Source organism: Paracoccus salipaludis (genome assembly GCF_002287065.1).
GTDB lineage: Bacteria > Pseudomonadota > Alphaproteobacteria > Rhodobacterales > Rhodobacteraceae > Paracoccus > Paracoccus salipaludis.
Genome location: NZ_NSJZ01000011.1, coordinates 1 through 23,429, shown reverse-complemented (window position 1 = coordinate 23,429; position 23,429 = coordinate 1). Strand labels below are relative to the sequence as shown.

General features: G+C 69.3%; 20 protein-coding genes and 1 tRNA gene. 15 read left to right on the top strand and 6 right to left on the bottom strand.

From position 1 onward, the window contains the following. Window positions 1-57 precede the first annotated feature (57 nt). Both CK240_RS12255 and CK240_RS12250 read right to left on the bottom strand, forming a co-directional pair. Window positions 58-768: a response regulator transcription factor gene (locus CK240_RS12255; protein ID WP_095640630.1), complete on the bottom strand. Its 711-nt coding sequence runs from the start codon at window positions 766-768 to the stop codon at window positions 58-60. Further along, entirely contained in the window at window positions 758-2,650 is a 1,893-nt protein-coding gene (locus tag CK240_RS12250; protein ID WP_095640629.1) for a hybrid sensor histidine kinase/response regulator, read from the bottom strand. The genes CK240_RS12255 and CK240_RS12250 overlap by 11 nt, the downstream gene beginning before the upstream one ends. 156 nt (window positions 2,651-2,806) lie before the next feature. Here CK240_RS12250 and CK240_RS12245 point away from each other — a divergent pair, with 156 nt between their 5' ends. The 10 genes from CK240_RS12245 to CK240_RS12200 all read left to right on the top strand — a co-directional run bounded on the left by CK240_RS12245 (window position 2,807) and on the right by CK240_RS12200 (window position 15,464). Next, on the top strand, window positions 2,807-4,780 hold the full coding sequence (locus CK240_RS12245; protein ID WP_095640628.1) for a long-chain fatty acid--CoA ligase: 1,974 nt from the start codon (window positions 2,807-2,809) through the stop codon (window positions 4,778-4,780). A 110-nt stretch (window positions 4,781-4,890) separates the two neighbouring features. Next, window positions 4,891-5,649 carry an ABC transporter ATP-binding protein gene (locus CK240_RS12240; RefSeq protein WP_240517407.1) on the top strand — a complete coding sequence of 253 codons (759 nt, stop codon included), beginning with the start codon at window positions 4,891-4,893 and terminating at the stop codon, window positions 5,647-5,649. Between the two features lie 78 nt (window positions 5,650-5,727). Beyond that, complete coding sequence (locus CK240_RS12235; RefSeq protein ID WP_095640626.1) at window positions 5,728-6,711, top strand: branched-chain amino acid ABC transporter permease; 984 nt, start codon at window positions 5,728-5,730, stop codon at window positions 6,709-6,711. Window positions 6,712-6,803: 92 nt separating this feature from the next. After that, complete coding sequence (locus CK240_RS12230) at window positions 6,804-7,880, top strand: branched-chain amino acid ABC transporter permease (protein WP_095640625.1); 1,077 nt, start codon at window positions 6,804-6,806, stop codon at window positions 7,878-7,880. Between the two features lie 52 nt (window positions 7,881-7,932). Continuing rightward, window positions 7,933-9,216 carry an ABC transporter substrate-binding protein gene (locus CK240_RS12225; RefSeq protein ID WP_095640624.1) on the top strand — a complete coding sequence of 428 codons (1,284 nt, stop codon included), beginning with the start codon at window positions 7,933-7,935 and terminating at the stop codon, window positions 9,214-9,216. A gap of 52 nt (window positions 9,217-9,268) precedes the next feature. Then, window positions 9,269-10,117, top strand: a complete 849-nt coding sequence (locus tag CK240_RS12220) for an ABC transporter ATP-binding protein (protein WP_095640623.1) — start codon at window positions 9,269-9,271, stop codon at window positions 10,115-10,117. Between the two features lie 11 nt (window positions 10,118-10,128). After that, window positions 10,129-10,899 carry a methyltransferase gene (locus CK240_RS12215; protein ID WP_095640622.1) on the top strand — a complete coding sequence of 257 codons (771 nt, stop codon included), beginning with the start codon at window positions 10,129-10,131 and terminating at the stop codon, window positions 10,897-10,899. After that, complete coding sequence (locus tag CK240_RS12210) at window positions 10,896-12,113, top strand: phenylacetate--CoA ligase family protein (protein ID WP_095640621.1); 1,218 nt, start codon at window positions 10,896-10,898, stop codon at window positions 12,111-12,113. The genes CK240_RS12215 and CK240_RS12210 overlap by 4 nt, the downstream gene beginning before the upstream one ends. Before the next feature lie 25 nt (window positions 12,114-12,138). Further along, window positions 12,139-13,617 carry a peptidoglycan-binding domain-containing protein gene (locus tag CK240_RS12205; protein ID WP_095640620.1) on the top strand — a complete coding sequence of 493 codons (1,479 nt, stop codon included), beginning with the start codon at window positions 12,139-12,141 and terminating at the stop codon, window positions 13,615-13,617. Between the two features lie 89 nt (window positions 13,618-13,706). Continuing rightward, entirely contained in the window at window positions 13,707-15,464 is a 1,758-nt protein-coding gene (locus CK240_RS12200) for a peptidoglycan-binding protein (RefSeq protein WP_095640619.1), read from the top strand. A 64-nt stretch (window positions 15,465-15,528) separates the two neighbouring features. Here the strand turns inward: CK240_RS12200 and ykgO are convergent, their stop codons facing one another. Both ykgO and CK240_RS12190 read right to left on the bottom strand, forming a co-directional pair. Beyond that, entirely contained in the window at window positions 15,529-15,654 is a 126-nt protein-coding gene (gene ykgO, locus CK240_RS12195; protein WP_090757091.1) for a type B 50S ribosomal protein L36, read from the bottom strand. Between the two features lie 82 nt (window positions 15,655-15,736). Beyond that, window positions 15,737-15,811: transfer RNA gene (locus tag CK240_RS12190), tRNA-Val, on the bottom strand. Window positions 15,812-15,958: 147 nt separating this feature from the next. Here CK240_RS12190 and CK240_RS12185 point away from each other — a divergent pair. Then, window positions 15,959-16,834, top strand: a complete 876-nt coding sequence (locus CK240_RS12185; protein WP_338048965.1) for an N-formylglutamate amidohydrolase — start codon at window positions 15,959-15,961, stop codon at window positions 16,832-16,834. Beyond that, window positions 16,831-17,280, top strand: a complete 450-nt coding sequence (locus CK240_RS12180) for an NUDIX domain-containing protein (RefSeq protein WP_240517402.1) — start codon at window positions 16,831-16,833, stop codon at window positions 17,278-17,280. Before CK240_RS12185 ends, CK240_RS12180 begins: the two co-directional genes overlap by 4 nt. Window positions 17,281-17,285: 5 nt before the next feature. On the opposite strand, the gene CK240_RS12175 is transcribed toward CK240_RS12180, so the two are convergent. Continuing rightward, window positions 17,286-18,023, bottom strand: coding sequence for a DUF998 domain-containing protein (locus CK240_RS12175; protein WP_095640618.1), 738 nt, complete (start codon window positions 18,021-18,023; stop codon window positions 17,286-17,288). A gap of 51 nt (window positions 18,024-18,074) precedes the next feature. Continuing rightward, window positions 18,075-18,758 (bottom strand): orotidine-5'-phosphate decarboxylase, encoded by a 684-nt coding sequence (gene pyrF / locus CK240_RS12170; RefSeq protein WP_095640617.1) that lies wholly within the window; start codon window positions 18,756-18,758, stop codon window positions 18,075-18,077. Window positions 18,759-18,906: 148 nt separating this feature from the next. On the opposite strand from pyrF, the gene clpB reads away from it, so the two are divergent. The 3 genes from clpB to CK240_RS12155 all read left to right on the top strand — a co-directional run bounded on the left by clpB (window position 18,907) and on the right by CK240_RS12155 (window position 23,140). Continuing rightward, complete coding sequence (clpB, locus tag CK240_RS12165) at window positions 18,907-21,531, top strand: ATP-dependent chaperone ClpB (RefSeq protein WP_095640616.1); 2,625 nt, start codon at window positions 18,907-18,909, stop codon at window positions 21,529-21,531. Between the two features lie 119 nt (window positions 21,532-21,650). Then, window positions 21,651-22,520 carry a protein-methionine-sulfoxide reductase catalytic subunit MsrP gene (msrP, locus tag CK240_RS12160; RefSeq protein WP_095640615.1) on the top strand — a complete coding sequence of 290 codons (870 nt, stop codon included), beginning with the start codon at window positions 21,651-21,653 and terminating at the stop codon, window positions 22,518-22,520. Further along, window positions 22,520-23,140: a protein-methionine-sulfoxide reductase heme-binding subunit MsrQ gene (locus CK240_RS12155; protein ID WP_095640614.1), complete on the top strand. Its 621-nt coding sequence runs from the start codon at window positions 22,520-22,522 to the stop codon at window positions 23,138-23,140. Before msrP ends, CK240_RS12155 begins: the two co-directional genes overlap by 1 nt. Window positions 23,141-23,429 lie beyond the last annotated feature (289 nt).

Sequence of the window (23,429 nt, the reverse complement as noted above, 5' to 3'; positions counted from 1 at the left end):
CAGGCCCGATCGGGGGTGGAAAACCCCTGCTCGCGGCGGTGACGCAAGGCCACCGGCTCAGCTCCACCCGACCTCCGACAGAAAGATATATCCCGCGCCATAGATCGTCTTGATCAGGCGCGGGTTCTTGGGGTCCTCGCCCAGCTTGGTCCGCAGGCGCGAGATCCGAACGTCCATCGCCCGGTCGAAGCTGTCCCCCGCCGTGCCGCCCAGCGATTCAAGCATCTGCGTCCGGCTGATGAGCCTGCGCGGGCTGTCGAGGAACATCCGCAGCATCTCGGCCTCGGCATGGCTCAATGGCGTTTCCGCCCCGTCCGGGCCGGTCAGCAGGTAGCGGTCGAAATCCGCGCTCCACCCCGAAAAGCGGGCGGTCTGGCCGTTGCGGGCGGCCTCGCGCGCGGGCTTGCGCAGGCGGGCGCGGATGCGGGCCACGACCTCGGCCGGGTCGAAGGGCTTGATGACATAATCGTCCGCGCCAAGCTCCAGCCCAGTCACCCGGTCCTGCACCTGCGCGCGGCCCGAGATGATGATGATCGCCGCGCCCGACTGCGTGGCAAGCCTGTGGACCAGCGCCAGCCCGTCGCGGTCGGGCAGGCCGAGGTCGATCAGGCAGGCGTCGGGGGCCATGCGGCGCAGGGCGGCCTCGAATTCGGTCGCGCGCCCGAAGCCGGCGGTGCGGAAGCCCGCCTCCTCCAGCGCGTCGGCCAGCAGGCGGCGGATGTCGGGCTCGTCGTCGAGGATCGCGATCAGCGGCGGGTCACTTGTCATCGGGCAGGCCTGCGAAAAGGGCATTGAGGGCGGCGGCGTCGAAGGGCTTGGTCAGCACGGGATGGCTCAGGCCCTGCCGTTCGGGATCGTCGGGGGGACGGGCGGTCATCAGGATCAGGGGCGGGCCCAGCGCGCCCAGGTCCGCGCCCGAGCCGTCGCCCAGCTGCAGGTCGGACAGGATCACCGACAGCCCCGGCAGGTCCGCCAGGGACCGCGCCTCGGACAGCGAGCCCGCCTCGATCACCTGGTGGCCCATGCCGGTCAGCATCTCGCGCAGCGTTTCGCGGATCAGGTCGTCGTCATCCACCAGCAGCACCAGCCGCCGCGCGACCCGCTGGAAGGGCAGGCGCAGCCGCACCCGCGCGCCGCCGCCCGGCGTGTTGTCCAGGCGCAGCGTGCCGCCCGCCAGCTTGGTCTGGTCGTAGACCATGGGCAGCCCGAGGCCCGAGCCCTGGGCGGCCTTGGTGGTGAAGAAGGGTTCGGTCGCCCGGCCCAGCGCCTCGGGCGAGAAGCCGGGCCCTGAATCGGTGACGGTCAGCTCCAGCCAGCGGCCGCGCACGCGGGCCGACAGGCGGATCGCGCCATGGGTGCTGCCCGAGCCGACGCCGGTGCCGGCAATCGCGTCCCGCGCGTTCAGGATCAGGTTCAGCAGCGAATCCTGCAAGGGCCCGGGGTCCAGCAGCACCGCGCCCCCGGGCAGGTCGCAGTCAAGCTCCAGCGCGATCCCCCGCCCCAGCGAGGGCCGCGCCATTGTCGCCAGCTGCTCCAGCAGCGCGGGCAGGTCCACCGGCTCGGGCGTCAGCCGCCGCGGGCCGGTGATCGTGGCGATGCGGTCCAGCAGCACCGCGCCGCGGCGGGCGGCGGCCAGGGTCCCCTGCACGTCGGCGGCGGCCTCGGGCGGCAGCGCCATCCGCGCAAGCCGGCCCTGAAGCCCCAGGATGATCGTCAGCAGGTTGCCGAAGTCATGCGCGAGGCCCGAGGACATCTGCGCGGCCAGTTCGCGGCGGGCGGCATGGGTCAGCGCCTCGCGGGTGTTCACCTCGGCGGTGACGTCGGTGGACAGCACATAGGCGCCCCGCCCTTCGCGGTCGGGGGTGAAGGCCACCCGGATGCGGCGGCCCGACTCGGCATGAGTGACCTCGATCACCTGCGGCCCCCCCGCCAGCGCGCGGGCCAGGGCAGGGCGGATGCGGTCAAAGGTTTCTCCCAGCACCTCGGCCGCGGTGCGGCCCACGATGTCGGCAGGGGCGCCGGGAAAGACCGTGCCAAGCTGCTGGTTGGAGAAGGTATAGCGGCCCTCGGCGTCCACATGGGCGATATGGGCGGGCACCATGGCCGTGACCTGCCGCGTCCGCGCCTCGGCCTCGGTCAGCACGCGCTTGGCTTCCTCAAGCGCGGCGTTGGTGGCGGCGAGCTGCCGGTTCGCGGCCGACAGCCGCTCGGCATGGCTGAGAAGCTGGCCGGACAGTTCCTCGGACCGTGCGCGCAGCAGCGATTCGGTGCGCTTGATCTCGGTGATGTCGGTATAAACCGCGATCCAGCCGCCCTGCGCCAGCGGCGCGCCTTCGACCGAGATGGTGCGGCCGCTGGCGCGCGTGCGTTCCAGGTAATGCGGCTGAAAGGTGCGGGCCTGCTCGACCCGCAGCCGCACGGCGTCCTCGGGATCGTCCTGATGGCCGTATTCGCCGCGCGCGACCAGATAGGCGATGGTGTCCTGGAAGCTCGCGCCCGGCTGGACCAGGCGGTCGGGCAGGTCGAACATCCGCTGGTACTGCTGGTTCGACAGCGCCAGCCGCAGGTCGGCGTCGAAGATGGAAATCGCCTGCTGAATCAGGTTCAGCCCGGATCGGGTCAGTTCGTCGTGGCTGTCCAGGGGCGTCATCTGCCTATCGCTAGCACCGCAGGGTCCGTCGCGGAAGCCGGTAACAATTCGTTAGGATCGGGCAAAACTCGGGCAAGATTCGGCGGCCAGACAGATTGTCGCGGGCAGAGGGGGAGCTTTGCCTGCAACGGCCGGGTGCCGTAAAAGGGAGTGAGGATGAAAGCAGTCGCTGCGCCCGACGCGGGCCTGCGGTCGATCCCTGCGCTGCTGGCGCGGAACGCCGCAACGCTGGGCAACCGGCCCGCCTATCGGGAAAAGGAATTCGGCATCTGGCAATGCTGGACCTGGTCGCAGGCGCAGGAGGAGATCCGCGCCCTTGCGATGGGCTTCCTGGCGCTGGGTCTGAACCGCGGCGATCACGTCGCCATCATCGGCCGCAACCGCCCCGCGCATTACTGGTCCATGGTCGCCGCCCAGATGTGCGGCGCGGTTCCCGTGCCGCTCTACCAGGACGCGGTGGCCTCCGAGATGGCCTATGTGCTGGGCCATTCCGGCGCCCGCTTCGTCGTCTGCGGCGACCAGGAGCAGGTGGACAAGGTGATCGAGGCCGAGGGCGAGGCCCACACGGTCGAGCAGATCATCTACACCGACAAGCGCGGGATGCGGAAATACGACCATTCCCGCATGAACTGGCTGCGCGACGTGCAGGCCGAGGGCCGCGTCGCCCACCAGCGGTTCGAGGCGGAACTGGACGCCCGCATCGCGGAACTGGACTACGACAGCACCTGCGTGATGCTGTACACCTCGGGCACCACCGGCAAGCCCAAGGGCGTGGTGCTGTCCAGCCGCAACGTCATCGAGACGGCGCGCAATTCCTCGGAATTCGACAAGCTGAAGCCGACCGAGGAGGTGCTGGCCTATCTGCCGATGGCCTGGGTCGGGGACTTCATCTTCTCGGTGGGCCAGGCCTACTGGACCGGCTTCTGCGTGAACTGCCCCGAGGGGGCGCACACCATGATGACCGACCTGCGCGAGATCGGGCCCACCTACTTCTTCGCGCCCCCCCGCGTCTTCGAGGGCCAGCTGACCAACGTCATGATCCGCATGGAGGACGCGGGCCGGGTCAAGAAGTGGCTTTTCGACCACTACATGCGGCTGGCGCGCCGCGTGGGCACCGCCCTGACCGACGGCCGGCCCGTGGGCGCCGTCGACCGGCTGCGCTATGGCCTGGGGAACCTGCTGGTCTTCGGCCCTCTGAAGAACACGCTGGGCTATTCGCGCATCCGCGTAGGCTATACCGCGGGCGAGGCCATCGGGCCGGAAATCTTCGACTTCTACCGCTCGCTGGGCATCAACCTCAAGCAGCTCTACGGCCAGACCGAGGCCACGGTGTTCATCACCCAGCAGCCGGACGGGCAGGTGCGCGCCGATACGGTCGGGGTGGCTTCGCCCGGCGTGGAACTGAAGATCGCCGAGAACGGCGAGGTCTTCTACCGCTCGCCCGGCACCTTCGTCGAATACTACAAGAACCCCGAATCCACCGCCTCGACCAAGGACCGCGAGGGCTGGGTGGCCACGGGCGACGCGGGCTTCTTCGAGCCCGGCTCGGGCCACCTGCGGATCATCGACCGCGCCAAGGACGTGGGCCGCATGGCCGACGGGTCGCTGTTCGCGCCCAAGTACGTGGAAAACAAGCTCAAGTTCTACCCGAACATCCTGGAAGCCGTGGTGCTGGGGAACGGGCGCGATTACTGCACCGCCTTCATCAACATCGACCTGACGGCGGTGGGCAACTGGGCGGAACGCAACAACATCGCCTATGCCTCCTACCAGGAACTCGCCGGCCACCCGCAGGTCTACGAGACGATCCGCAGGCACGTCGAGGAAGTGAACGCCTCGGTCGCGCAGGACCCGATGCTGTCGGGCTGCCAGATCCACCGCTTCCTGATCCTGCACAAGGAACTGGACGCCGACGACGGCGAGATGACCCGCACCCGCAAGGTCAAGCGCGGCGTGATCGCCGAGAAATACGCCGACCTGATCGCCGCTTTGTATGACGGGCGCACCTCGGTCTATACCGAAACCGAGGTCACCTACGAGGACGGCCGCAAGGGCCGGCTCAAGGCCACGCTGCGGATCGAGGACGTCCGCACCACCCCCACGTCCGCGCAGAGGATGGCCGCCGAATGAGCCCGACCTCCCCGACGATCCTGTCCGAACTCGCGCCGCCCCCCGCCGCGCCCGCGCCCGGCACCGATGGCTACATCACCGCCGACGGCCGCAAGATCGGCGGCGTGCTGATGGACCTGCGCCACATCACCCTGCGCTTCGGCGGCGTGACGGCGATCAAGGACATCTCCTTCGACATCCGCGAGGGCGAGATCCGCGCCATCATCGGCCCGAACGGCGCGGGCAAGTCCTCGATGATGAACGTCATGTCGGGCTTCTACGTCCCGCAGGAAGGCGAGGTCTGGTTCCGGGGCGCAAAACGCCCGCCCATGCGGCCCTACCAGGTGGCCCGCCAGGGCTTGGCGCGGACCTTCCAGAACATCGCGCTGTTCGACGGGATGTCGGTTCTGGACAACATCATGACCGGGCGGCTGACGATGATGAAGTCGTCGCTGCTGGAGCAGGCGCTGTGGTGGGGCCGGGCCGAGGCCGAGGAAACCCGCCACCGCGAGCAGGTCGAGAAGATCATCGACTTCCTCGAGATCCAGAATATCCGCAAGACCCCGGTCGGGCGGCTGCCCTATGGCCTCAAGAAGCGGGTGGAACTCGCCCGCGCGCTGGCGGCGGAACCGAAGCTGCTGATGCTGGACGAGCCGATGGCCGGCATGAACGTCGAGGAGAAGGAGGACATGTCCCGCTTCATCCTCGACGTGAACGACGAGTTCGGCACCACCATCGCCCTGATCGAGCATGACATGGGCGTGGTCATGGACCTTTCCGACCGGGTGGTCGTGATGGACTACGGCCGCAAGATCGGGGACGGCACCCCCGACGAGGTGCGCAACAACCAGGAAGTCATCGATGCCTACCTGGGGGTCGCCCATGACTGACCAAGGCCCGCACAAGCCCTGCACGGCCGATGCACAGGTCATGCACATCCCGTGCAGACGCAACCGAGGGACCCGCTGATGGACCAGCTTCTCTACGCCTCCGAGGTCCTGGTGAACGGCCTCATGACCGGGGTCATGTATTCGCTGGTCGCCCTGGGCTTCGTCCTGATCTTCAAAGCCTCGGGCGTCTTCAACTACGCGCAGGGGGTGCTCGCGCTCTTTGCCGCGCTGACGCTGGTCGGCATCCAGCAGGGGCAGGTGCCCTTCGCCCACCTGATCAACGCGATCACCGGCAGCCACATCTCCTCCTTCGGCTGGACCGTGCCCTCGCTGCTGGCGATCCTGCTAACGGCGCTGGTGATGGTGGGCCTTGCCATCCTGATCGAGACGCTGGTGCTCAAGCACCTCGTCGGGCAGGAGCCGATCATCATGTTCATGGCGACGATCGGGCTGGCCTATTTCCTGGAAGGCCTGGGCGACATCATGTGGGGCGCCGACGTCAAGACGCTGGACGTGGGACTGCCGCAGGGGATCTCGGAAACGGCCGAGGCCTGGACGGCGGCGCTGACCGGCTACGGCTTCTTCATCGACCGGCTGGACATCTGGGCCACGGTCATCGCGGCGCTGCTGGTCGCGGCGCTGGTCGCCTTCAGCCAGTACACCAAGCAGGGCCGCGCCATGCGGGCGGTCGCCGACGACCACCAGGCGGCGCTGTCGGTCGGCATCTCGCTGCGCTTCATCTGGGTCATGGTCTGGTCCATCGCGGGCTTCGTGGCGCTGGTCGCGGGGATCATGTGGGGCACCAAGTCGGGCGTGCAGTTCTCGCTGTCGCTGATCGCCCTCAAGGCCCTGCCGGTGCTGATGCTGGGCGGCTTCACCTCGATCCCGGGCGCCATCGTCGGCGGCCTCATCATCGGGGTGGGCGAGAAGCTGTTCGAGTTCTATGTCGGCCCGCTGGTCGGCGGCGCGACCGAGGCTTGGTTCGCCTATGTCCTCGCCCTGATCTTCCTGGTCTTCCGGCCGCAGGGCCTGTTCGGCGAACGGATCATCGAGCGTGTGTGACGCCGCGCCTTCTTCATCTTCTTTGTGGAAATATCCTCCGGGGGTCCGGGGGTGGAAAACCCCCGGTGCGACCGTGACGAAAGGACCGACCGATGCTTTATCGTGAAGCCGGCGACTTCAAGACCAGCTACCGGGACGACAGCCAGACCTTTCCGCTGAAGCTCGACCGGATGGGCTACTGGGTGACGCTGGCGGTGGCCTTCGGGGTGATCCCCTTTGTCATCACCGACTACTGGGCCAATGCCGTGCTGGTGCCCTTCCTCATCTACGCCATCGCCGCGCTGGGGCTGAACATCCTGGTGGGCTATGGCGGGCAGGTGAGCCTCGGGACCGGAGGCTTCATGGCGGTGGGCGCCTATGCGACCTACAAGCTTTCGACCGCCTTCCCGGAAATTTCGCTGCTGATCCACATCCTGCTTGCGGGCGGGATCACGGCGGCGGTCGGCGTGTTCTTCGGCCTGCCGTCGCTTCGCATCAAGGGCTTCTACCTTGCCGTTGCGACGCTGGCCGCGCAGTTCTTCCTTGTCTGGCTCTTCAACAAGGTGCCGTGGTTCTACAACTACTCGGCTTCGGGGCAGATCACCGCGCCTGAACGCACCTTCATGGGCTATGTCATCAGCGGCCCGGCGACCTCGGCCTCGGCGAAATACCTCGTCTGCCTCGTCTTCGCGGTCGGGCTGGCCTGGGTGGCGCGGAACCTCACGCGCGGCACGGCGGGGCGCAAGTGGATGGCGATCCGCGACATGGACATCGCGGCCGAGATCATCGGGGTGAACCCGCTGACCGCCAAGATGAGCGCCTTCGCCGTCTCGTCCTTCTTCATCGGCGTCGCGGGCGCGCTCCTGTTCTCGATCTACCTCGGCGCGGCGGAAGCCAGCGAGACCTTCGGGATCAACAAGTCCTTCCTTGTCCTGTTCATGGTCATCATCGGCGGCCTCGGGTCCATCTTCGGCAGCTTCGCGGGGGCGGCCTTCCTGGTCGTGCTGCCGGTCTTCCTCAAGAACGTGCTGGTGGGCGCGCTCGGCTGGCCCACGGACCTGGCGGCCCATCTCGAACTGATGATCGTGGGCGCGCTGATCGTCTTCTTCCTGATCGTCGAGCCGCACGGGCTGGCCCAGCTCTGGCGGCTGACCAAGGAAAAGCTGCGGCTCTGGCCGTTCCCGCACTAAGCAGACCCGGGCCGAACCCGGCGCAACCAAGAAATCTTCTGGGAGGAACCTGATGAAACTTCGCTTTGCCGCCGCCGTCGCCGCCGCCATGCTGGCCGCCGCGCCCGCCTTGGCCGACCTGACCGTGCCGAACCTCAGCTACCGGACCGGCCCCTATGGCGCGAACGGCAACCAGTATGCCGACGGCTTCAACGACTACTTCACCCTGCTGAACGAGCGTGACGGCGGCATCGGCGGGCAGAAGGTCCTGACGCCGGAATGCGAAACCGCCTACAACACCGAGAAGGGGGTCGAGTGCTACGAGTCGACCAAGGGCTCGGGCGCGCTGGTCTACAACCCCTTCTCGACCGGCATCACCTATCAGCTGATCCCCAAGGTGTCGGCCGACGGAATCCCGATGCTGACGCCGGGCTACGGGCGCACCTCGGCCAAGGACGGCAGCGTGTTCCAGTGGGTGTTCAACCCGCCCGCGAACTACTGGGACGGCGCCTCGGTCATCGTCAAGCACCTGCTGGACGTGAACAACGGCGACCTGAAGGGCAAGACCATCGCGCTGGTTTATCACAACTCGGCCTTCGGCAAGGAGCCGATCCGCACGCTGGAGGAGCTGTCGAAGAAGCACGGCTTCACCCTGACCCAGATCCCCGTCGATCCCCCGGGGCAGGAACAGAAGTCCCAGTGGCTGCAGATCCGCCGCGAAAAGCCCGACCACGTGATCCTGTACGGCTGGGGCGTCATGAACCAGGCCGCCATCCAGGAGGCCGCCAACGTCCGCTATCCGATGGAGAACCTGATCGGCATCTGGTGGGCCGGCGGCGAGGTGGACGTCGAGCCTGCGGGCGCGGCCGCCAACGGCTACAAGTCGGTGACCTTCAACGGCGTCGGGATGGACTATCCCTTCTATGACGAGCTGAAGACCCATGTGCTGGATACCGGCAAGGCCTCGGGCGGCGGCGCGCATGTCGGCAAGGCGATGTATTCGCGCGGCATGTATGCGGCCCTCGTGATCGCGGAAGGCATCAAGAAGGCGCAGGAGCTGGCCGGCACCGCCGAGATCACCCCCGCCCAGATGCGCGACGGGCTGGAAGCGCTGGAGATCACCGAGGCGCGGATGGCGGAACTGGGCCTGCCCGGCTTCGGCCAGCCGATCCAGCTGAGCTGCCAGAACCACGGCGGCACCGGCATGGGCATGATCCAGCAGTGGGACGCTTCGGCCAAGCAGTGGAAGCTGATCACCGACTTCATCCAGCCGGACGAGGAAGTGCTGGCCCCGCTGATCCAGGCCGACGCCCAGGCCTTTGCCGCGGAAAACGCCATCCAGCCGCGCTGCAACTGACGCCATCGCCCCGGCGGTCCGCCGCCGGGGCATCCCCCTTGAGGAGCCCGAGATGCTGGACGCTGCTGCCACCGCCCCCACGACGACCGCCCGCGCGGGCGAGACGCTGCTCGAGGTCAACAACATCGAGGTCATCTACAACCACGTCATCCTTGTGCTGAAGGGCGTCAGCCTGTCGGTCCCCAAGGGCTCGATCACGGCGCTGCTGGGCGGCAACGGCGCGGGCAAGACCACGACGCTGAAGGCGGTGTCGAACCTGCTGAAATCCGAGCGGGGCGAGGTCACCAAGGGCGCGATCACCTATCGCGGCGAGAACGTCACCGACCTGGACCCTGCCGCGCTGGTCAAGAAGGGCGTCATCCAGGTGATGGAGGGCCGCCACTGCTTCGAGCACCTGACGGTCGAGGAAAACCTGCTGACCGGCGCCTATACCCGCACGGACGGCGCGGCGGCGGTCCGGCGCGACCTGGAGATGGTCTACGAATATTTCCCCCGCCTGAAGGAGCGGCGGAAGTCCCAGGCCGGCTATACCTCGGGCGGAGAACAGCAGATGTGCGCCATGGGCCGCGCGCTGATGAGCCGCCCCGAGACGATCCTGCTGGACGAGCCGTCCATGGGCCTTGCCCCGCAGCTGGTCGAGCAGATCTTCCAGATCGTGAAGAAGGTGAACGAGGGCGAGGGCGTGACCTTCCTGCTGGCCGAGCAGAACACCAACGTGGCCCTGCGCTATGCCCATTACGGCTATATCCTGGAAAGCGGCCGGGTGGTGATGGACGGCGAGGCCGCCGCCCTGCGCGAGAACCCCGACGTCAAGGAATTCTACCTCGGCATGGCCGAGGAGGGGCGCAAGTCCTTCCGCGACGTGCGCTCCTATCGCCGCCGCAAGCGCTGGCTGGCCTGAGGGACGGGCTGATGGACGACCACAGCGACGACTGGATCGACGCCGCGCGCCTCGACAGCCCCGGCACGGGCGGGCACCGGTCCTATGTCGGGCCGCCCGACCAGTATGACTTCATGGGCGCGACCCAGTTCCGGCTGCTGACCGGGCTGGGGCTGCGCGAGGACCACCACCTGCTGGACCTCGGCTGCGGCTCGCTGCGGGCGGGGCGGCTTCTGATGTTCTACCTGCGGCCCGGGCGCTATCACGGGATCGAGCCGAACGGCTGGCTGATCGACGACGCGCGCGCCCGCGAGATCGGCGCCGACGCCTTCGCGCTGCGCCGCCCGCGCTTCGACGGCAACGCCGCGATGCGGATGGATGTCTTCGGCCGCGGCTTCGACTTCATCGTGGCGCAGTCGGTGTTTTCCCACACGGGCGGCGAAATGCTGGACCGGGCGCTGGCCAATGCCGCGCCGGTGCTGAACCCGGGCGGGCAGTTCCTGTTCACCGTTCTGGACGAATCCACCCCGGCGTGGCCGGTCCTCGCACCCGGTGCCGGGGCCGAGGGCTGGATCTATCCCGATTGCGTGGGATTTGCGCGCGAGGACGTGCTGGCGCGCTGCGCCCGCGCGGGCCTGTCGGCGGAACCGCTGGACTGGTTCCACCCGCGCCAGCGCTGGTACCGCGCCGTGCCGCAGGGCACGCCCCTTCTGACGCCCGAGCAGCGCGCCCTGCTGGGAACGGGCGCGGTGCTGTTCGATCCCCGTTTTCCGACGGACAATCTGCCGAGGACACCCGCGTGAGCCATTACGACGACCTGGAAATCCGCAGCAGCGACGAGCGCGAGGCCGATCTGGCCGAGGCGCTGGCCCGCGCCGTCTCGAACGCGCAGACGGCGCCCGCGCTGGCGCGCGCCCTGCGCGACGTGGACCCGGCCCGGATCCGCAGCCGCGCCGACCTCGCGCGCCTGCCGGTGATCCGCAAGTCCGAGCTGTCCGAGGCGCAGAAGAAGCGGCCCCCCTTCGGCGGCTATGCCACGCGCCGCCCGCACGAGTTCAACCACGTGTTCCAGTCGCCCGGCCCGATCTACGAGCCGGGCCGGGTGGATGGCGACTGGTGGCGGCTCGGGCGCTTTGCCTTTGCGGCGGGGCTGGGCAGCAGCGACATCCTGCAGAACTGCTTCGGCTATCACCTGACCCCCGCCGGGATGATGTTCGAAAGCGCGGCCCGGGCGGTCGGCGCGGCGGTCCTGCCCGCGGGCACGGGCCAGACCGAACTGCAGGTCCGCGCCGCGGCCGACATCGGCACCACGGCCTATTCGGGGACGCCCGATTACCTGAAGGTGATCCTCGACAAGGCGGACGAGATGGGTGTGGCGCTTGGCTTCACCCGCGCGCTGGTGTCGGGGGGCGCGCTCTTCCCCTCGCTGCGGCAGGGCTATGCCGACCGGGGCATCGCCACGCTGCAATGCTATGCGACCGCCGATGTCGGCCTGATCGCCTATGAATCCGAGGCGATGGAGGGGATGATCGTGGACGAGGGCGTGATCGTCGAGATCGTCCGTCCGGGCACGGGCGACCCGGTGCCGGAGGGCGAGGTGGGCGAGGTGCTGGTGACCACGCTGAACCCCGATTATCCGCTGATCCGCTTCGCCACCGGCGACCTGTCGGCGGTGATGCCGGGGGAAAGCCCCTGCGGGCGCACCAACATGCGGATCAAGGGCTGGATGGGCCGCGCCGACCAGACCGCCAAGATCAAGGGCATGTTCGTCCGCCCCGAGCAGGTCGCGGCCCTGGTCGCCCGCCATCCCGACGTGTCACGCGCCCGTGTCATCGCCGACCGGCGGGATGAAATGGACGTGATGGTCGTGCAACTGGAAACCCTTGAACAGAACCCCGCGCTATACGAAGCGACGGTGCTGGATGCACTGAAGCTCAAGGGCCGGGTCGAGCTGGTTGCCCCTGGATCGCTGCCGAATGACGGCAAGGTGATCGAGGATCGGCGCAGCTACGGCTGAACACGGCCCCAGGAAGGGGAATGACATGGTCGGAAACGGGATGACGGGGCGGTTCGCCGCCCTTGTGGCGGCGGGTATCGTGCTGGGGGCGCCGCTGGGCGCGGTGGCGCAGCAGCCGCCGGTGGTGATGCCGGGCGGCGTGGTCCCAACGGCCGAGGACGAGGCGCTGTGGGGTTCGGCACAGGCCCTGGGCACGGCCGAGGCTTATCGCGACTACCTGACGCGCTTCCCCGCCGGCGCCCATGTGCCCGAGGCGCGGGCGCGGCTGGGCCAGCTTCTGGCCGGTTCGAGGCCCGTGGCGACGACCGCCCCCGCGGCGCCTGCCGCGACCCTTCCCGGCGCGCCGGCCCCCGTGGTGACGTCCCCCGTGGTCACGCCCCCAGCGGCGACGGCCCCCGGGATCACGGCTCCGCCGCCGCCCGCCCCCGTGACCTCGTCTCCGCTGACGCCCGCGACCGAGGTGCCGCCCGCGCAATCGCCCGCCCAGGCCGCCCGCGCCGAGGTGCAGGCCGCCGAGGGGTCCGGGACCGAGGCGACGCTGAACCTCAGCCTCGAGGACCGGCGCGCGATCCAGTCGCGGCTGTCGGTCCTGGGATATGACACGCGCGGCGTGGACGGGGTGTTCGGCTCGGGCACGCGCCGGGCGATCCGCGACTGGCAGACCGCGCAGGGCCAGGCCTCAACCGGCTACCTGACGGCGGCCCAGGCGGCGGAACTGCGCACGGGCACGCCCGCGCCCGCGACGCCTGCGCCCTCGGTCCCGGCCACGGGGGCGACGGCGGACACCGAGGCCGCGCTGGAACTGACGTCCACGCAGAAGCGCATCATCCAGTCGCGCCTGAACCTGCTTGGCCATGACACGCGGGGGATCGACGGCGCCTTCGGCTCGGGCACCCGGCGGGCGATCACCGCCTGGCAGCAGGCCAACAACCTGCCCGCGACCGGCTACCTGACCCGCGCCGACGCGGATGCGCTGATGAACGCGGGCACGACGCCCTCGGGCCGTCCCGTCAGCGACGAGGAAACGGCGGCGCGCGACGAACTTGCGCTGAACCTGACCCGCGAGGACCGGGTCGCCGTCCAGCAGGCGCTGGTGCAGGCGGGCCATGACACGCGCGGGGTGGACGGCACCTTCGGTTCGGGCACGCGGCGGGCGATCCGGGACTGGCAGACCGCGCAGGGCGATGCGGTGACGGGCTACCTGACGGCGGCGCAGGTCCGCACGCTGCGCGGGGGCACTTCGGCGCCCGCGGTGCCGGTGGTGACGCCCGGCCGCGGGGCCACGGCCGAGGACGAGGCGCGGCTGGATCTCGGTTCCATCGACCGGACCGAGGTGCAGTCGCGGCTGAGCGCCCTGGGCTATGACCCCAATGGCATCGACGGGCGCTTCGGCCCGGGGACGCGGCGGGCGATCTCGGCCTGGCAGGGCGACAACGGGCTGGCCGCCACGGGATACCTGAACGCCGACCAGCTGAGCACGCTACGCGCCCAGCGGCGGAACTGAACGGGGGGACGGGACGGGGCCGAAGGAAACCCGGGCCCCGTCCCGATCCTTGTGCCCTGGAACGCACCGGGGGAACCATCGTGACGACCATGCCGCTTCGCCTTGCCCTTGCCGCCTGCCTGCTTGCGCTTGCCGGGGGCGCGATGGCCGAGGACCGCGCGGTGGTGATCGCCAACCGCGATTATGACCGGTTGCCCGACGTGGCCGAAATCCACACGGAGGCCGCGGTCGCGGCCCTCCGGCGGCAGGGCTATCGCGTGACCGAAGGACGCGACCTGACCGCGGACGAAATCCGCGCCGCGCTGCGGGTGCTTCTGTCCGGCGATCCCGACCCCGGTGCGCGGATCGTCGTGCTGATGGGGCGCTTTGCGCGGTCCGGGGACGAAAGCTGGTTCCTGGGGCGCGAGGCGGGGCGCGAATCGCTTTCAACGGTGGGCGCAGTCGCCGTGCCGCTGTCGGCCGCGGCCGAGCTGATGGACGGCACCGGGGGGCCGGCGGTCCTGCTGCTGGGCACCGACGGGCGCGACTTCGACACGGGCGACGGGCTGCGGCCCAGCCTGGGCCGGTTCGCCCTGCCCGCCGGGGTGACGGCGATCATGGGATACACCGACGGCATCGGCCGCGCGGCCGAGGTGCTGGCGCGTCCCGGCGCGACGATCGGGCAGGCCCTGGCGCAGGGCGATTCGCTGCGGCTTCTGCCCGGAGGCGGGGGCTCGCGCCCGGTGGTGGTGGCCCCTGGGCCCGCGCCTGCCCAGCCGGGCGAAGCCGAGGCCTGGGCACGCGCCGTGGTCGTGGATGGGCCAGCGGGCTGGCGCGAGTATCTGGAGAAATATCCCCAGGGGGCGCATGCCGCCGAGGCCCGCAGGCGGCTGGAGGAGGCCCCCCGCCGGCTTGAGGACGTGGTGGAGCCCGGGGCCGAGGAGATGGCGGCCTGGACGCGGGCCAAGCGCACGAACTCGGCCGAGGGCTATGCCGAGTTCCTGGGCAAATGGCCGCAAAGCCTTTTCGCGGGCGCGGCGCGGGGGCGCATGGCCGAGTTGCAGGCCCCCGCCGCGCCCACCGGCAGCCCCGCGGCGGCCGAGGCGGCGCTGAACCTCGACCGGGCGCAGCGTGCGCAGATCCAGCGGCAGCTGAGGCTGCTGACCTATGACACCGACGGGATCGACGGCAGTTTCGGGCAGCTCACCCGGGCGGCCATCGCGCGGTTCCAGCGCAACGCGGGCGCCGAACCCACGGGCTACCTGACGGGCGCGCAGGTCGATCTGCTGTCGCGGCAGGCCGGCGAACGCGCGCGCCGGCTGGAAGCAGAGGCGCAGGCGCGGCAGGCAGCCGAGGCGGCGGCCGAGCGGCAGTCCTGGGAGCGAAACCGCAACCGGGGCGAGGCAGGCGCGCGCGACTACCTGGCCCGCTATCCGCAGGGGCTGTTTTCAGCACAAGCGCAGGCGGTGCTGGCCGAAGCGGCGCAAACGGACCGGGGCGAGGAGGCCGCCTGGGCCCGCGCGCGTGCCGCAGGCAGCGCCGCCGCCTGGCGCGAGTTCCTGGACAAGTATCCCCGCAGTCCGCGCGCCCCCGAGGCAAGGGCGGCAATCGAGGCGATGGACAGCCAGAGGGCGCGCGACCAGGCCGCCGAGGCGGAGCTGGACCTGGGCGCCCCCATCCGGCAAGCCGTCCAGATCCGGCTGAACGCCCTGGGGCTGGACGCCGGCGACCCCGACGGCAGCTTCGGTCCCCAGACGCGGGCGGCCCTGCGGCGCTATCAGGCGGCGCGCAACCTGCGGCCCTCGGGTTATCTGAACCAGGCGACCATGGTGCGGCTGCTGGCCGACACGCTGCTGGGGCAGGACTGAACGGAAAACGCCCGCAGCGCGGGGCTGCGGGCGTTCCGGTCGATCGGACCAGGCCGAAGGGCGATCAGCCCTGGCGCGCCTTGAAGCGGCGGTTGGTCTTGTTGATCACGTAGACGCGGCCTTTGCGGCGCACGATCTGGCAGTCCCGGTGACGCTCTTTCAGCGAACGCAGCGAGTTGCGAACCTTCATCGGTTTTCTCCCTCTTCGCGGCGCTCGCATCGCGCCTTGAAACTGAAATGCCCCCGGTGACATGCCGGGGGCGGCGAAAGAATGGTGGGCGGTACTGGGATCGAACCAGTGGCCACTACGATGTCAACGTAGTGCTCTACCGCTGAGCTAACCGCCCGTGCCAGGTGATCCTGTTCCTTGCGGAACGGAATCGCGTTGGTCCGCGTGTCTATAAGGCCAGTGATCCACAGCTGCAAGTGCCCTTTTTCAGGAACGGAGGCTCGGCTATACAGCCAGACGCAAGGACGATGAGAGGCCGCAGCCGATGATCCCGATGCCCGCCGCGACCGGCCCGAGTTTCGATGTCATGCGGCCGGCAGACTGGACGGGGGGCGTGATCTTCGCCTCGCCCCATTCCGGCCGCGACTATCCCGGCTGGTTCCTGGCCGAATCGATGCTGGACCCGCATGTGCTGCGTTCGTCCGAGGATGCCTTCGTGGACCGGCTGATCGCGCCCGCCGTGGCGGCTGGCGCCGTCACGCTGACGGCGCGGGTTCCGCGCTGCGTGGTGGACCTGAACCGGGGCGCGGACGAACTGGACCCGGCGGCGATCGAGGGCACGCCCTCGCGCCGTGCCGATCCGCGCATCCAGTCGGGCCTGGGGGTGATTCCCCGCGTGGTGGCGCAGGGTCGCGCGATCCGGCGCGGCAAGCTGAGCGGGGCGGAAGCCCAGCGGCGGATCGAGGCGCTGTGGCGGCCCTATCACGCGGCGCTCGAATCGCTGATGGCCGAGGCGGTGGCGCGCCACGGACGGGCGATCCTGATCGACGTCCATTCCATGCCGCGCGAGGCGCTGCTGCACCTTCAGGCGCCCCCGCCCGAGATCGTGCTGGGCGACCGCAACGGCGCCTCGGCCGACCCCGCCATCAGCGAGGCCGTGCACGGCGCGCTGGTCGAGGCGGGCTTCCGGGTGCGCCGCAACTCGCCCTTCGCGGGGGCCTATGTGGCGGCGACCTATGGCCGGCCGCTGCGGGGGCAGCATGTGGTGCAGGTGGAAATCGACCGCTCGCTTTACATGGACGAGGGGGCGGTCCGGCCCCATGCGGGCTTTGACGGGCTGGCCGCGCGGCTGGCCGGCGTGATCGCGCGGATCGCGCGGCTGCCGCTGGACGGCACCGGGCTGCCGCTGGCCGCCGAATGAAGGGGACCGATCCCGCGCTCGCGCCCGAGCGGATGCGGTGGAAGGGGGCGAAGCTGGTCCTGACCTGCGGGGACAGCCTGCTGGTCCTGCGCCGCGACGACATCCCCACGATCAACTGGCCCGGCTGCTGGGACCTGCCCGGCGGCGCGCGCGAGGGCGACGAATCGCCCCAGGCCTGCGCCCTGCGCGAACTGCTCGAGGAAACCGGCCTTCGGCTGGACCCGGCGCGGCTGGGGGCGGCCCATGCGCGCGAGCTGCCGCACAGACCGGGACACGCGGGCTGGTATTTTCACGCCGAGATCACGCCCGCCGAGGCCGCAAGCGCGGTCCTGGGCGATGAGGGGGCCGAGCTGCGGCTGATGCCGGTGGCCGAGTTCGTGGCGCACCCCGCGGCCGTTCCGCATTTCCCCGCCATCGTGGCCGAGATGCTGGAACTGCGGCGCTAAGGGTTTCAGGGCGCGGGCCTTCCCGTCTCGGCATGGGCGAGCGCGCGGACCACGGGCTTCATCGCGTCGCCCTTGACCATCCAGGACGTGGCGAATGCGAAGGTGGCGATGGTTTCCAGCCAGAAGACCGGCCGCAGGGGCGTCAGCTGCGTCTTGACCGGCTCGGGCGACAAGAGGATCAGCCCGATCAGCGCAAGTGCGGCCAGGATGATCCAGCCGCAGGCGCGATAGATCCGGTTGCTGGCGGTCTTTTCCGGGTCGGGATGCGCACCCCGCACGAACAGCACCAGGCAGAACAGCGCAAGCGCCCCGAAGAACAGCGCCGCCCCCAGCCAATGCAGCGTGCTGGCCGCTGAAAAGCCCAGGACGCACTGGCTGAGCGTGCAGGCGACCGGCTGGCCCGGGGCGGTCGGGATCAGCGCCACGGCCAGCGCCCCCAGCGAGGCCGCGCGCCCGGCCATCAGGTCGCTCAGCCATTCGCCGGGCCGGGGGCGGTAGCCCTCGTAGCTCCACAGGAAGACGGCGATGGCCGACAGGATGCCGACGAAGACCTCGCGCATGGGGGAATAGTAATAGGCCGAGATGCTGGGCAGCAGGCCGTCGCCCCAGATCAGGCTGTAGGCCAGAAGCGCGGGCGGCAGGAAATAGCCCAGCAGGCCGATGGCCCGCCGCACCCGCAGGAAGGACAGGACGAGGTCGTTCTCGGCCCGCTCCACCCGCCCCCCCGGATCGCCGTCAAGCATCGTCCCCGCCGCTCCTTGCCCCAAGGGTTGCAGGCTATCACGATTCTCGCGTCAGCGGGCGATTTCCGACAGGATCGCCTGCGCCGCCGCGCGGGGGTCCGCCGCCTGCCAGACGGGGCGGCCGACGACGATGTGATCGGCGCCCGCAGCCAGAGCGGCGGCGGGAGTCTCGACCCGCTTCTGGTCGCCGAGCGCCGCGCCCGCGGGACGGACGCCGGGGGTCACGATCAGGCGCGAGCCGGGCAGGGCGCGGATCGCCTGCGCCTCGCGCGGGCTGGCGATCACGCCGTCGGCCCCGGCCTCATAGGCGCGGGCGGCGCGTTCCACGGTCAGGTCGTGCAGGTCGCCCGCCTGCATCATCCCGGCGTCGAGGTCGGCGCGGTCCAGCGAGGTCAGGATCGTCACGGCCAGGATCTTCAGGTCCGAGCCCGCCGCGCCTTCCTTGGCCGCGCGCACCACATGGGGGTCGCCGTGGACGGTCAGGAAGTCGAGGTCGAACTGCGCGAGGCCGCGCACCGCGGCTTCCACCGTGGCGCCGATGTCGTAAAGCTTCATGTCCAGAAAGATGCGCTTGCCCTGTTCCTGCTTGAGCTCGTTGGCCAGCGCCAGCCCGCCCCCGGTCAGCATCCCCAGCCCGATCTTGTAGAAGGACACGGCGTCGCCCAGCGTCTTCGCCAGTTCGAGCCCGGCCAGCGCGTTGGGCACGTCCAGCGCCACGATCAGTCGGTCGTCCATGCGGCACCCCCTTGAAGCGGATGGCTTATCCCACGGAACCGCGTTTCTTGAAAGCCCGTTCGGTCCTGCCCATCTGATGGTCAAAGACCCGCGAGGGGCCGTGCCATGACGGGCGGCGCAAGGCGGGGGCTGAAAGGGAGATTTGCCGATGGACATGGAAAAGTTCACCGAGCGGTCGCGCGGGTTCCTGCAGGCCGCGCAGACGATCGCGATCCGCGAGGGCAACCAGCGCGTGGTGCCCGAGCATCTGCTGAAGGCGCTGATGGACGATGATCAGGGGCTGGCCGCCAACCTGATCGCCCGCTCGGGCGGGGACGCCCAGGCGGTGCGCCGGGCGGTCGACGAAACGGTGGCCAGGCTGCCCAAGGTTTCGGGCGGGGACGGGCAGGTGTATGTCGACACCAGCCTCGTACGGGTGATGGACGAGGCGCAGAAGATCGCCAAGCAGGCCGGCGACAGCTTCGTGCCGGTCGAGCGGGTGCTGATGGCGCTGGCAATGGTGAACACGCGGGCCAAGGACGCGCTGGATGCGGGCAAGGTTTCCGCGCAATCGCTGAACGCCGCGATCAACGAGATCCGCAAGGGGCGGACGGCTGATTCCGCAAGCGCCGAGGACACCTTCGAGGCGTTGTCGAAATATGCGCGCGACCTGACGGAAGCCGCGCGCGAGGGCAAGATCGACCCCATCATCGGCCGCGACGAGGAGATCCGCCGCGCCATGCAGGTCCTGTCCCGCCGGACCAAGAACAACCCCGTGCTGATCGGCGAGCCGGGCGTCGGCAAGACGGCCATCGCCGAGGGCCTCGCGCTGCGCATCGTCAACGGCGACGTGCCCGAAAGCCTCAGCAACAAGAAGCTGATGGCGCTGGACATGGGCGCGCTGATCGCCGGCGCGAAGTACCGCGGCGAGTTCGAGGAGCGGCTGAAGGCCATCCTGAAGGAGATCGAGGCCGCCGCAGGCGAGATCATCCTGTTCATCGACGAGCTGCACGTGCTGGTCGGCGCGGGCAAGACCGATGGCGCGATGGATGCCGCGAACCTGATCAAGCCGGCGCTGGCGCGGGGCGAGCTGCACTGCGTGGGCGCGACGACGCTGGACGAGTACCGCAAGTATATCGAGAAGGACGCGGCGCTGGCCCGGCGCTTCCAGCCGGTGTTCATCTCGGAGCCCACGGTCGAGGACACGATCTCGATCCTGCGCGGCATCAAGGAGAAGTACGAGCTTCACCACGGCGTCCGCATTTCCGACGCCGCGCTGGTTGCCGCCGCGACCCTGAGCCACCGCTACATCACCGACCGCTTCCTGCCGGACAAGGCCATCGACCTTGTCGACGAGGCCGCATCCCGCCTGCGGATGGAGGTGGATTCGAAGCCCGAGGAACTGGATCAGCTCGACCGGCAGATCCTGCAGATGCAGATCGAGGCCGAGGCGCTGAAGAAGGAAGACGACGCGGCCAGCCGCGACCGGCTGGAACGGCTGGAAAAGCACCTGTCCGACCTGCAGCAGCAGTCGGCGGAGCTGACGGCCCGCTGGCAGGCCGAGCGCGACAAGCTGGAAGGCTCGCGCAACATCAAGGAGCAGCTGGACCGCGCCCGCGCCGAGCTGGAGCAGGCCAAGCGCGAAGGCAACCTCGCCCGTGCGGGGGAACTGAGCTACGGCATCATCCCGGGGCTGGAACGCAAGCTGGCCGAAACCGAGGGCCATGACGACGGTCCGCTGGTCGAGGAAGCGGTACGCCCCGAGCAGATCGCCGAGGTGGTGGAACGCTGGACCGGCATCCCGACCAGCAAGATGCTGGAAGGCGAGCGCGACAAGCTGCTGAAGATGGAGGAGGTGCTGGGCAAGCGCGTCATCGGCCAGTCCGAGGCCGTGACGGCTGTCGCGAACGCCGTCCGCCGCGCGCGCGCCGGGCTGAACGACCCCAAGCGTCCGCTGGGCAGCTTCCTGTTCCTGGGCCCGACCGGCGTCGGCAAGACCGAGCTGACCAAGGCCATCGCCGAATACCTGTTCGACGATGACTCGGCCATGGTCCGCATCGACATGAGCGAGTTCATGGAAAAGCACTCGGTCAGCCGGCTGATCGGCGCCCCGCCCGGCTATGTCGGCTATGACGAGGGCGGCGTGCTGACCGAGGCCGTGCGCCGTCGTCCCTACCAGGTGATCCTGTTCGACGAGGTGGAAAAGGCGCATCCCGATGTCTTCAACGTGCTGCTGCAGGTGCTGGACGACGGCCAGCTGACCGACGGGCAGGGGCGCACCGTGGACTTCAAGAACACGCTGATCATCCTGACCTCGAACCTGGGCGCGCAGGCGCTGAGCCAGCTTCCCGAGGGCTCGGATTCCTCGGCGGCGCGGTCCGAGGTGATGGCCGCGGTCCGGGCGCATTTCCGGCCCGAGTTCCTGAACCGCCTGGACGAGATCATCATCTTCCACCGGCTCAGCCGCGCCAACATGGACGGGATCGTCGCCATCCAGCTCCGCGGGCTGGAAAAGCGGCTGGCGGATCGCAAGATCACGCTGGTCCTGGATGATGCCGCCCGCCAGTGGCTGGCCGACGAGGGCTATGACCCGGTCTTCGGCGCCCGGCCGCTGAAGCGGGTGATCCAGCGGTCCCTGCAGAACCCGCTGGCCGAGATGCTGCTGTCGGGCGAGGTGACGGACGGCCAGACCGTCACCGTCACTGCCGGGCCCGAGGGTCTGGTGGTGGGCAACCGCCTCAGCACGGGCGCGCGTTCCCCCGGCGACCGCCCGGCCGACGTCGTGCTGCAATGACGGGGCGGCCCCGGCCTTCGCGGGCCGGGGCCTTTCCCTTGCCGGGATCGTGATGGCGCGGGCAGGATCGTTGCAGGTCCTGTCCGCGTTTTTCGCGGTGCCACCCGAGGGGAACCACCATGAAGCTGTCCTGGTCCGACGTGACGCCCGAAGCGCTGTTCCTGAACCGGCGGTCCTTCATCGCAAGTCTCGGTGTCGCGGCGGCTGCCCCCGCGCTGGCGGCGGTCGAGAAGCCCAACAGCTTCGAGCAGATCACCAACTACAACAACTTCTACGAATTCGGCTTCAGCAAGACCGACCCGGCCGACAACGCGGGCCAACTGACCACCGACCCCTGGGCGGTCGAGATCGGCGGGCTGGTGGATCGGCCCGGCAGCTATTCGGTGGCCGACCTTGCCCCTGCGAACGCGGTCGAGGAACGCATCTATCGCCTGCGCTGCGTCGAGGCCTGGAGCATGGTGATCCCATGGCTGGGCGTGCCGTTGGCGGGCGTGCTGGAAAAGGCGGGCGTGCAGCCGGGGGCCAAGTTCGTGGCGTTTGAGACGCTTTATCGTCCCGAGGAGATGCCCGAGCAGCGCCGCCGCAGCATGGATTGGCCCTACCGCGAGGGGCTGCGACTGGACGAGGCGATGCATCCGCTGACCATCCTGGCCACCGGGCTTTACGGCAAGCCGATGCCCAATCAGAACGGCGCCCCGATCCGGCTGGTCGTGCCGTGGAAATACGGTTTCAAGTCGATCAAGAGCATCGTGAAGATCACCCTGACCGACCGCCAGCCCGTCACGACCTGGCAGGCGATGCAGCCGCGCGAGTACGGCTTCTACGCCAATGTGAACCCGCAGGTGGACCACCCCCGCTGGAGCCAGGCGACCGAGCGGCGCATCGGCGCGGGCCTGCTGGGCGGCCGGCAGGAAACGCTGATGTTCAACGGCTACGGCGACCAGGTTGCGCAGCTTTATGCGGGCATGGACCTGGCGCGGGACTACTGATGGACCGCATCCGCCGCCTGCCGACGGGCGTCGTCTGGGCGCTGGGCGCCCTGCCGCTGGCCCTGCTGGTCTGGGACACGCTGGCGGGGAAGCTGGGCGTCGATCCGGTGCGCGACATCGAGCATCGGCTGGGCCGCACGGCGGTCTATTTCCTTCTCGCCTCGCTTTGCATCACGCCGATCCTGCGGATGGGCCGGGTGAACCTGGTCAAGTTCCGCCGCCCTCTGGGCCTGCTGGCCGCCTCCTATGCAGGGCTTCATCTGCTGGCCTGGGCGATTCTCGACATGGGTCTGCTGTGGCCGCAGATGCTGAAGGACATTGCGAAGCGGCCCTATCTGACGATCGGGATGGCGGTGTTCGTGATTCTGCTGCTGCTGGCGGCGACCAGCTCGAACAAGGCCATCCGGCGGTTGGGGCCCCTGAGGTGGAGAGCGATTCACCGCTGGGTCTATCTGGCCGCGCCGCTCGCCGTCTTTCACTGGCTGCTCGCCTACAAGGTCTGGCCCGGAAAGCCCCTTGCGATTCTGGGCTTGGTGGCGATCCTGCTGGCCCTGCGGCTGCCCTGGCTGCGGGACGGGCACCAAAAGGTTAAGAAGACGGTAATAAAATCAGGTGGATGAAAGTTTTTTGACGGTCTGCTGAAACTTTTCCGAAAAATCCGCTTGCCCTGTCTGATTGTTCCCCCTAGATACCGCTTCACCGAACGGCGGGGACGCTGGGAGGGACGGGGAAGCCGGGAGGCGGAACCGGGGGGTCCTGGGTGGCGCCGCGGAAGATTGTCGAGAAGGTTCTTGACGGTGGGCTGCGGGATCGCTAGATAGGGTTCCTGCCTCGGCGACGGGGCGACTGGAAATTCGGGACGGACTGGCTGTTGGCGCCAAGTAGGATTGGCGACTGCGGTCTGTTTTG

What these genes read in the sequence shown, in the direction of transcription:
- msrP (WP_095640615.1), top strand. Translation starts at nt 21,651, where the DNA reads ATGAAGCTGTCCTGGTCCGACGTGACGCCCGAAGCGCTGTTCCTGAAC.
- ykgO (WP_090757091.1), bottom strand. Translation starts at nt 15,654, where the DNA reads ATGAAGGTTCGCAACTCGCTGCGTTCGCTGAAAGAGCGTCACCGGGAC.
- CK240_RS12220 (WP_095640623.1), top strand. Translation starts at nt 9,269, where the DNA reads ATGCTGGACGCTGCTGCCACCGCCCCCACGACGACCGCCCGCGCGGGC.
- CK240_RS12255 (WP_095640630.1), bottom strand. Translation starts at nt 768, where the DNA reads ATGACAAGTGACCCGCCGCTGATCGCGATCCTCGACGACGAGCCCGAC.
- CK240_RS12250 (WP_095640629.1), bottom strand. Translation starts at nt 2,650, where the DNA reads ATGACGCCCCTGGACAGCCACGACGAACTGACCCGATCCGGGCTGAAC.
- CK240_RS12235 (WP_095640626.1), top strand. Translation starts at nt 5,728, where the DNA reads ATGGACCAGCTTCTCTACGCCTCCGAGGTCCTGGTGAACGGCCTCATG.
- CK240_RS12240 (WP_240517407.1), top strand. Translation starts at nt 4,891, where the DNA reads ATGGACCTGCGCCACATCACCCTGCGCTTCGGCGGCGTGACGGCGATC.
- CK240_RS12230 (WP_095640625.1), top strand. Translation starts at nt 6,804, where the DNA reads ATGCTTTATCGTGAAGCCGGCGACTTCAAGACCAGCTACCGGGACGAC.
- CK240_RS12155 (WP_095640614.1), top strand. Translation starts at nt 22,520, where the DNA reads ATGGACCGCATCCGCCGCCTGCCGACGGGCGTCGTCTGGGCGCTGGGC.
- CK240_RS12175 (WP_095640618.1), bottom strand. Translation starts at nt 18,023, where the DNA reads ATGCTTGACGGCGATCCGGGGGGGCGGGTGGAGCGGGCCGAGAACGAC.
- pyrF (WP_095640617.1), bottom strand. Translation starts at nt 18,758, where the DNA reads ATGGACGACCGACTGATCGTGGCGCTGGACGTGCCCAACGCGCTGGCC.
- CK240_RS12245 (WP_095640628.1), top strand. Translation starts at nt 2,807, where the DNA reads ATGAAAGCAGTCGCTGCGCCCGACGCGGGCCTGCGGTCGATCCCTGCG.
- CK240_RS12225 (WP_095640624.1), top strand. Translation starts at nt 7,933, where the DNA reads ATGAAACTTCGCTTTGCCGCCGCCGTCGCCGCCGCCATGCTGGCCGCC.
- CK240_RS12215 (WP_095640622.1), top strand. Translation starts at nt 10,129, where the DNA reads ATGGACGACCACAGCGACGACTGGATCGACGCCGCGCGCCTCGACAGC.
- CK240_RS12180 (WP_240517402.1), top strand. Translation starts at nt 16,831, where the DNA reads ATGAAGGGGACCGATCCCGCGCTCGCGCCCGAGCGGATGCGGTGGAAG.
- clpB (WP_095640616.1), top strand. Translation starts at nt 18,907, where the DNA reads ATGGACATGGAAAAGTTCACCGAGCGGTCGCGCGGGTTCCTGCAGGCC.
- CK240_RS12185 (WP_338048965.1), top strand. Translation starts at nt 15,959, where the DNA reads ATGATCCCGATGCCCGCCGCGACCGGCCCGAGTTTCGATGTCATGCGG.
- CK240_RS12205 (WP_095640620.1), top strand. Translation starts at nt 12,139, where the DNA reads ATGGTCGGAAACGGGATGACGGGGCGGTTCGCCGCCCTTGTGGCGGCG.
- CK240_RS12200 (WP_095640619.1), top strand. Translation starts at nt 13,707, where the DNA reads ATGCCGCTTCGCCTTGCCCTTGCCGCCTGCCTGCTTGCGCTTGCCGGG.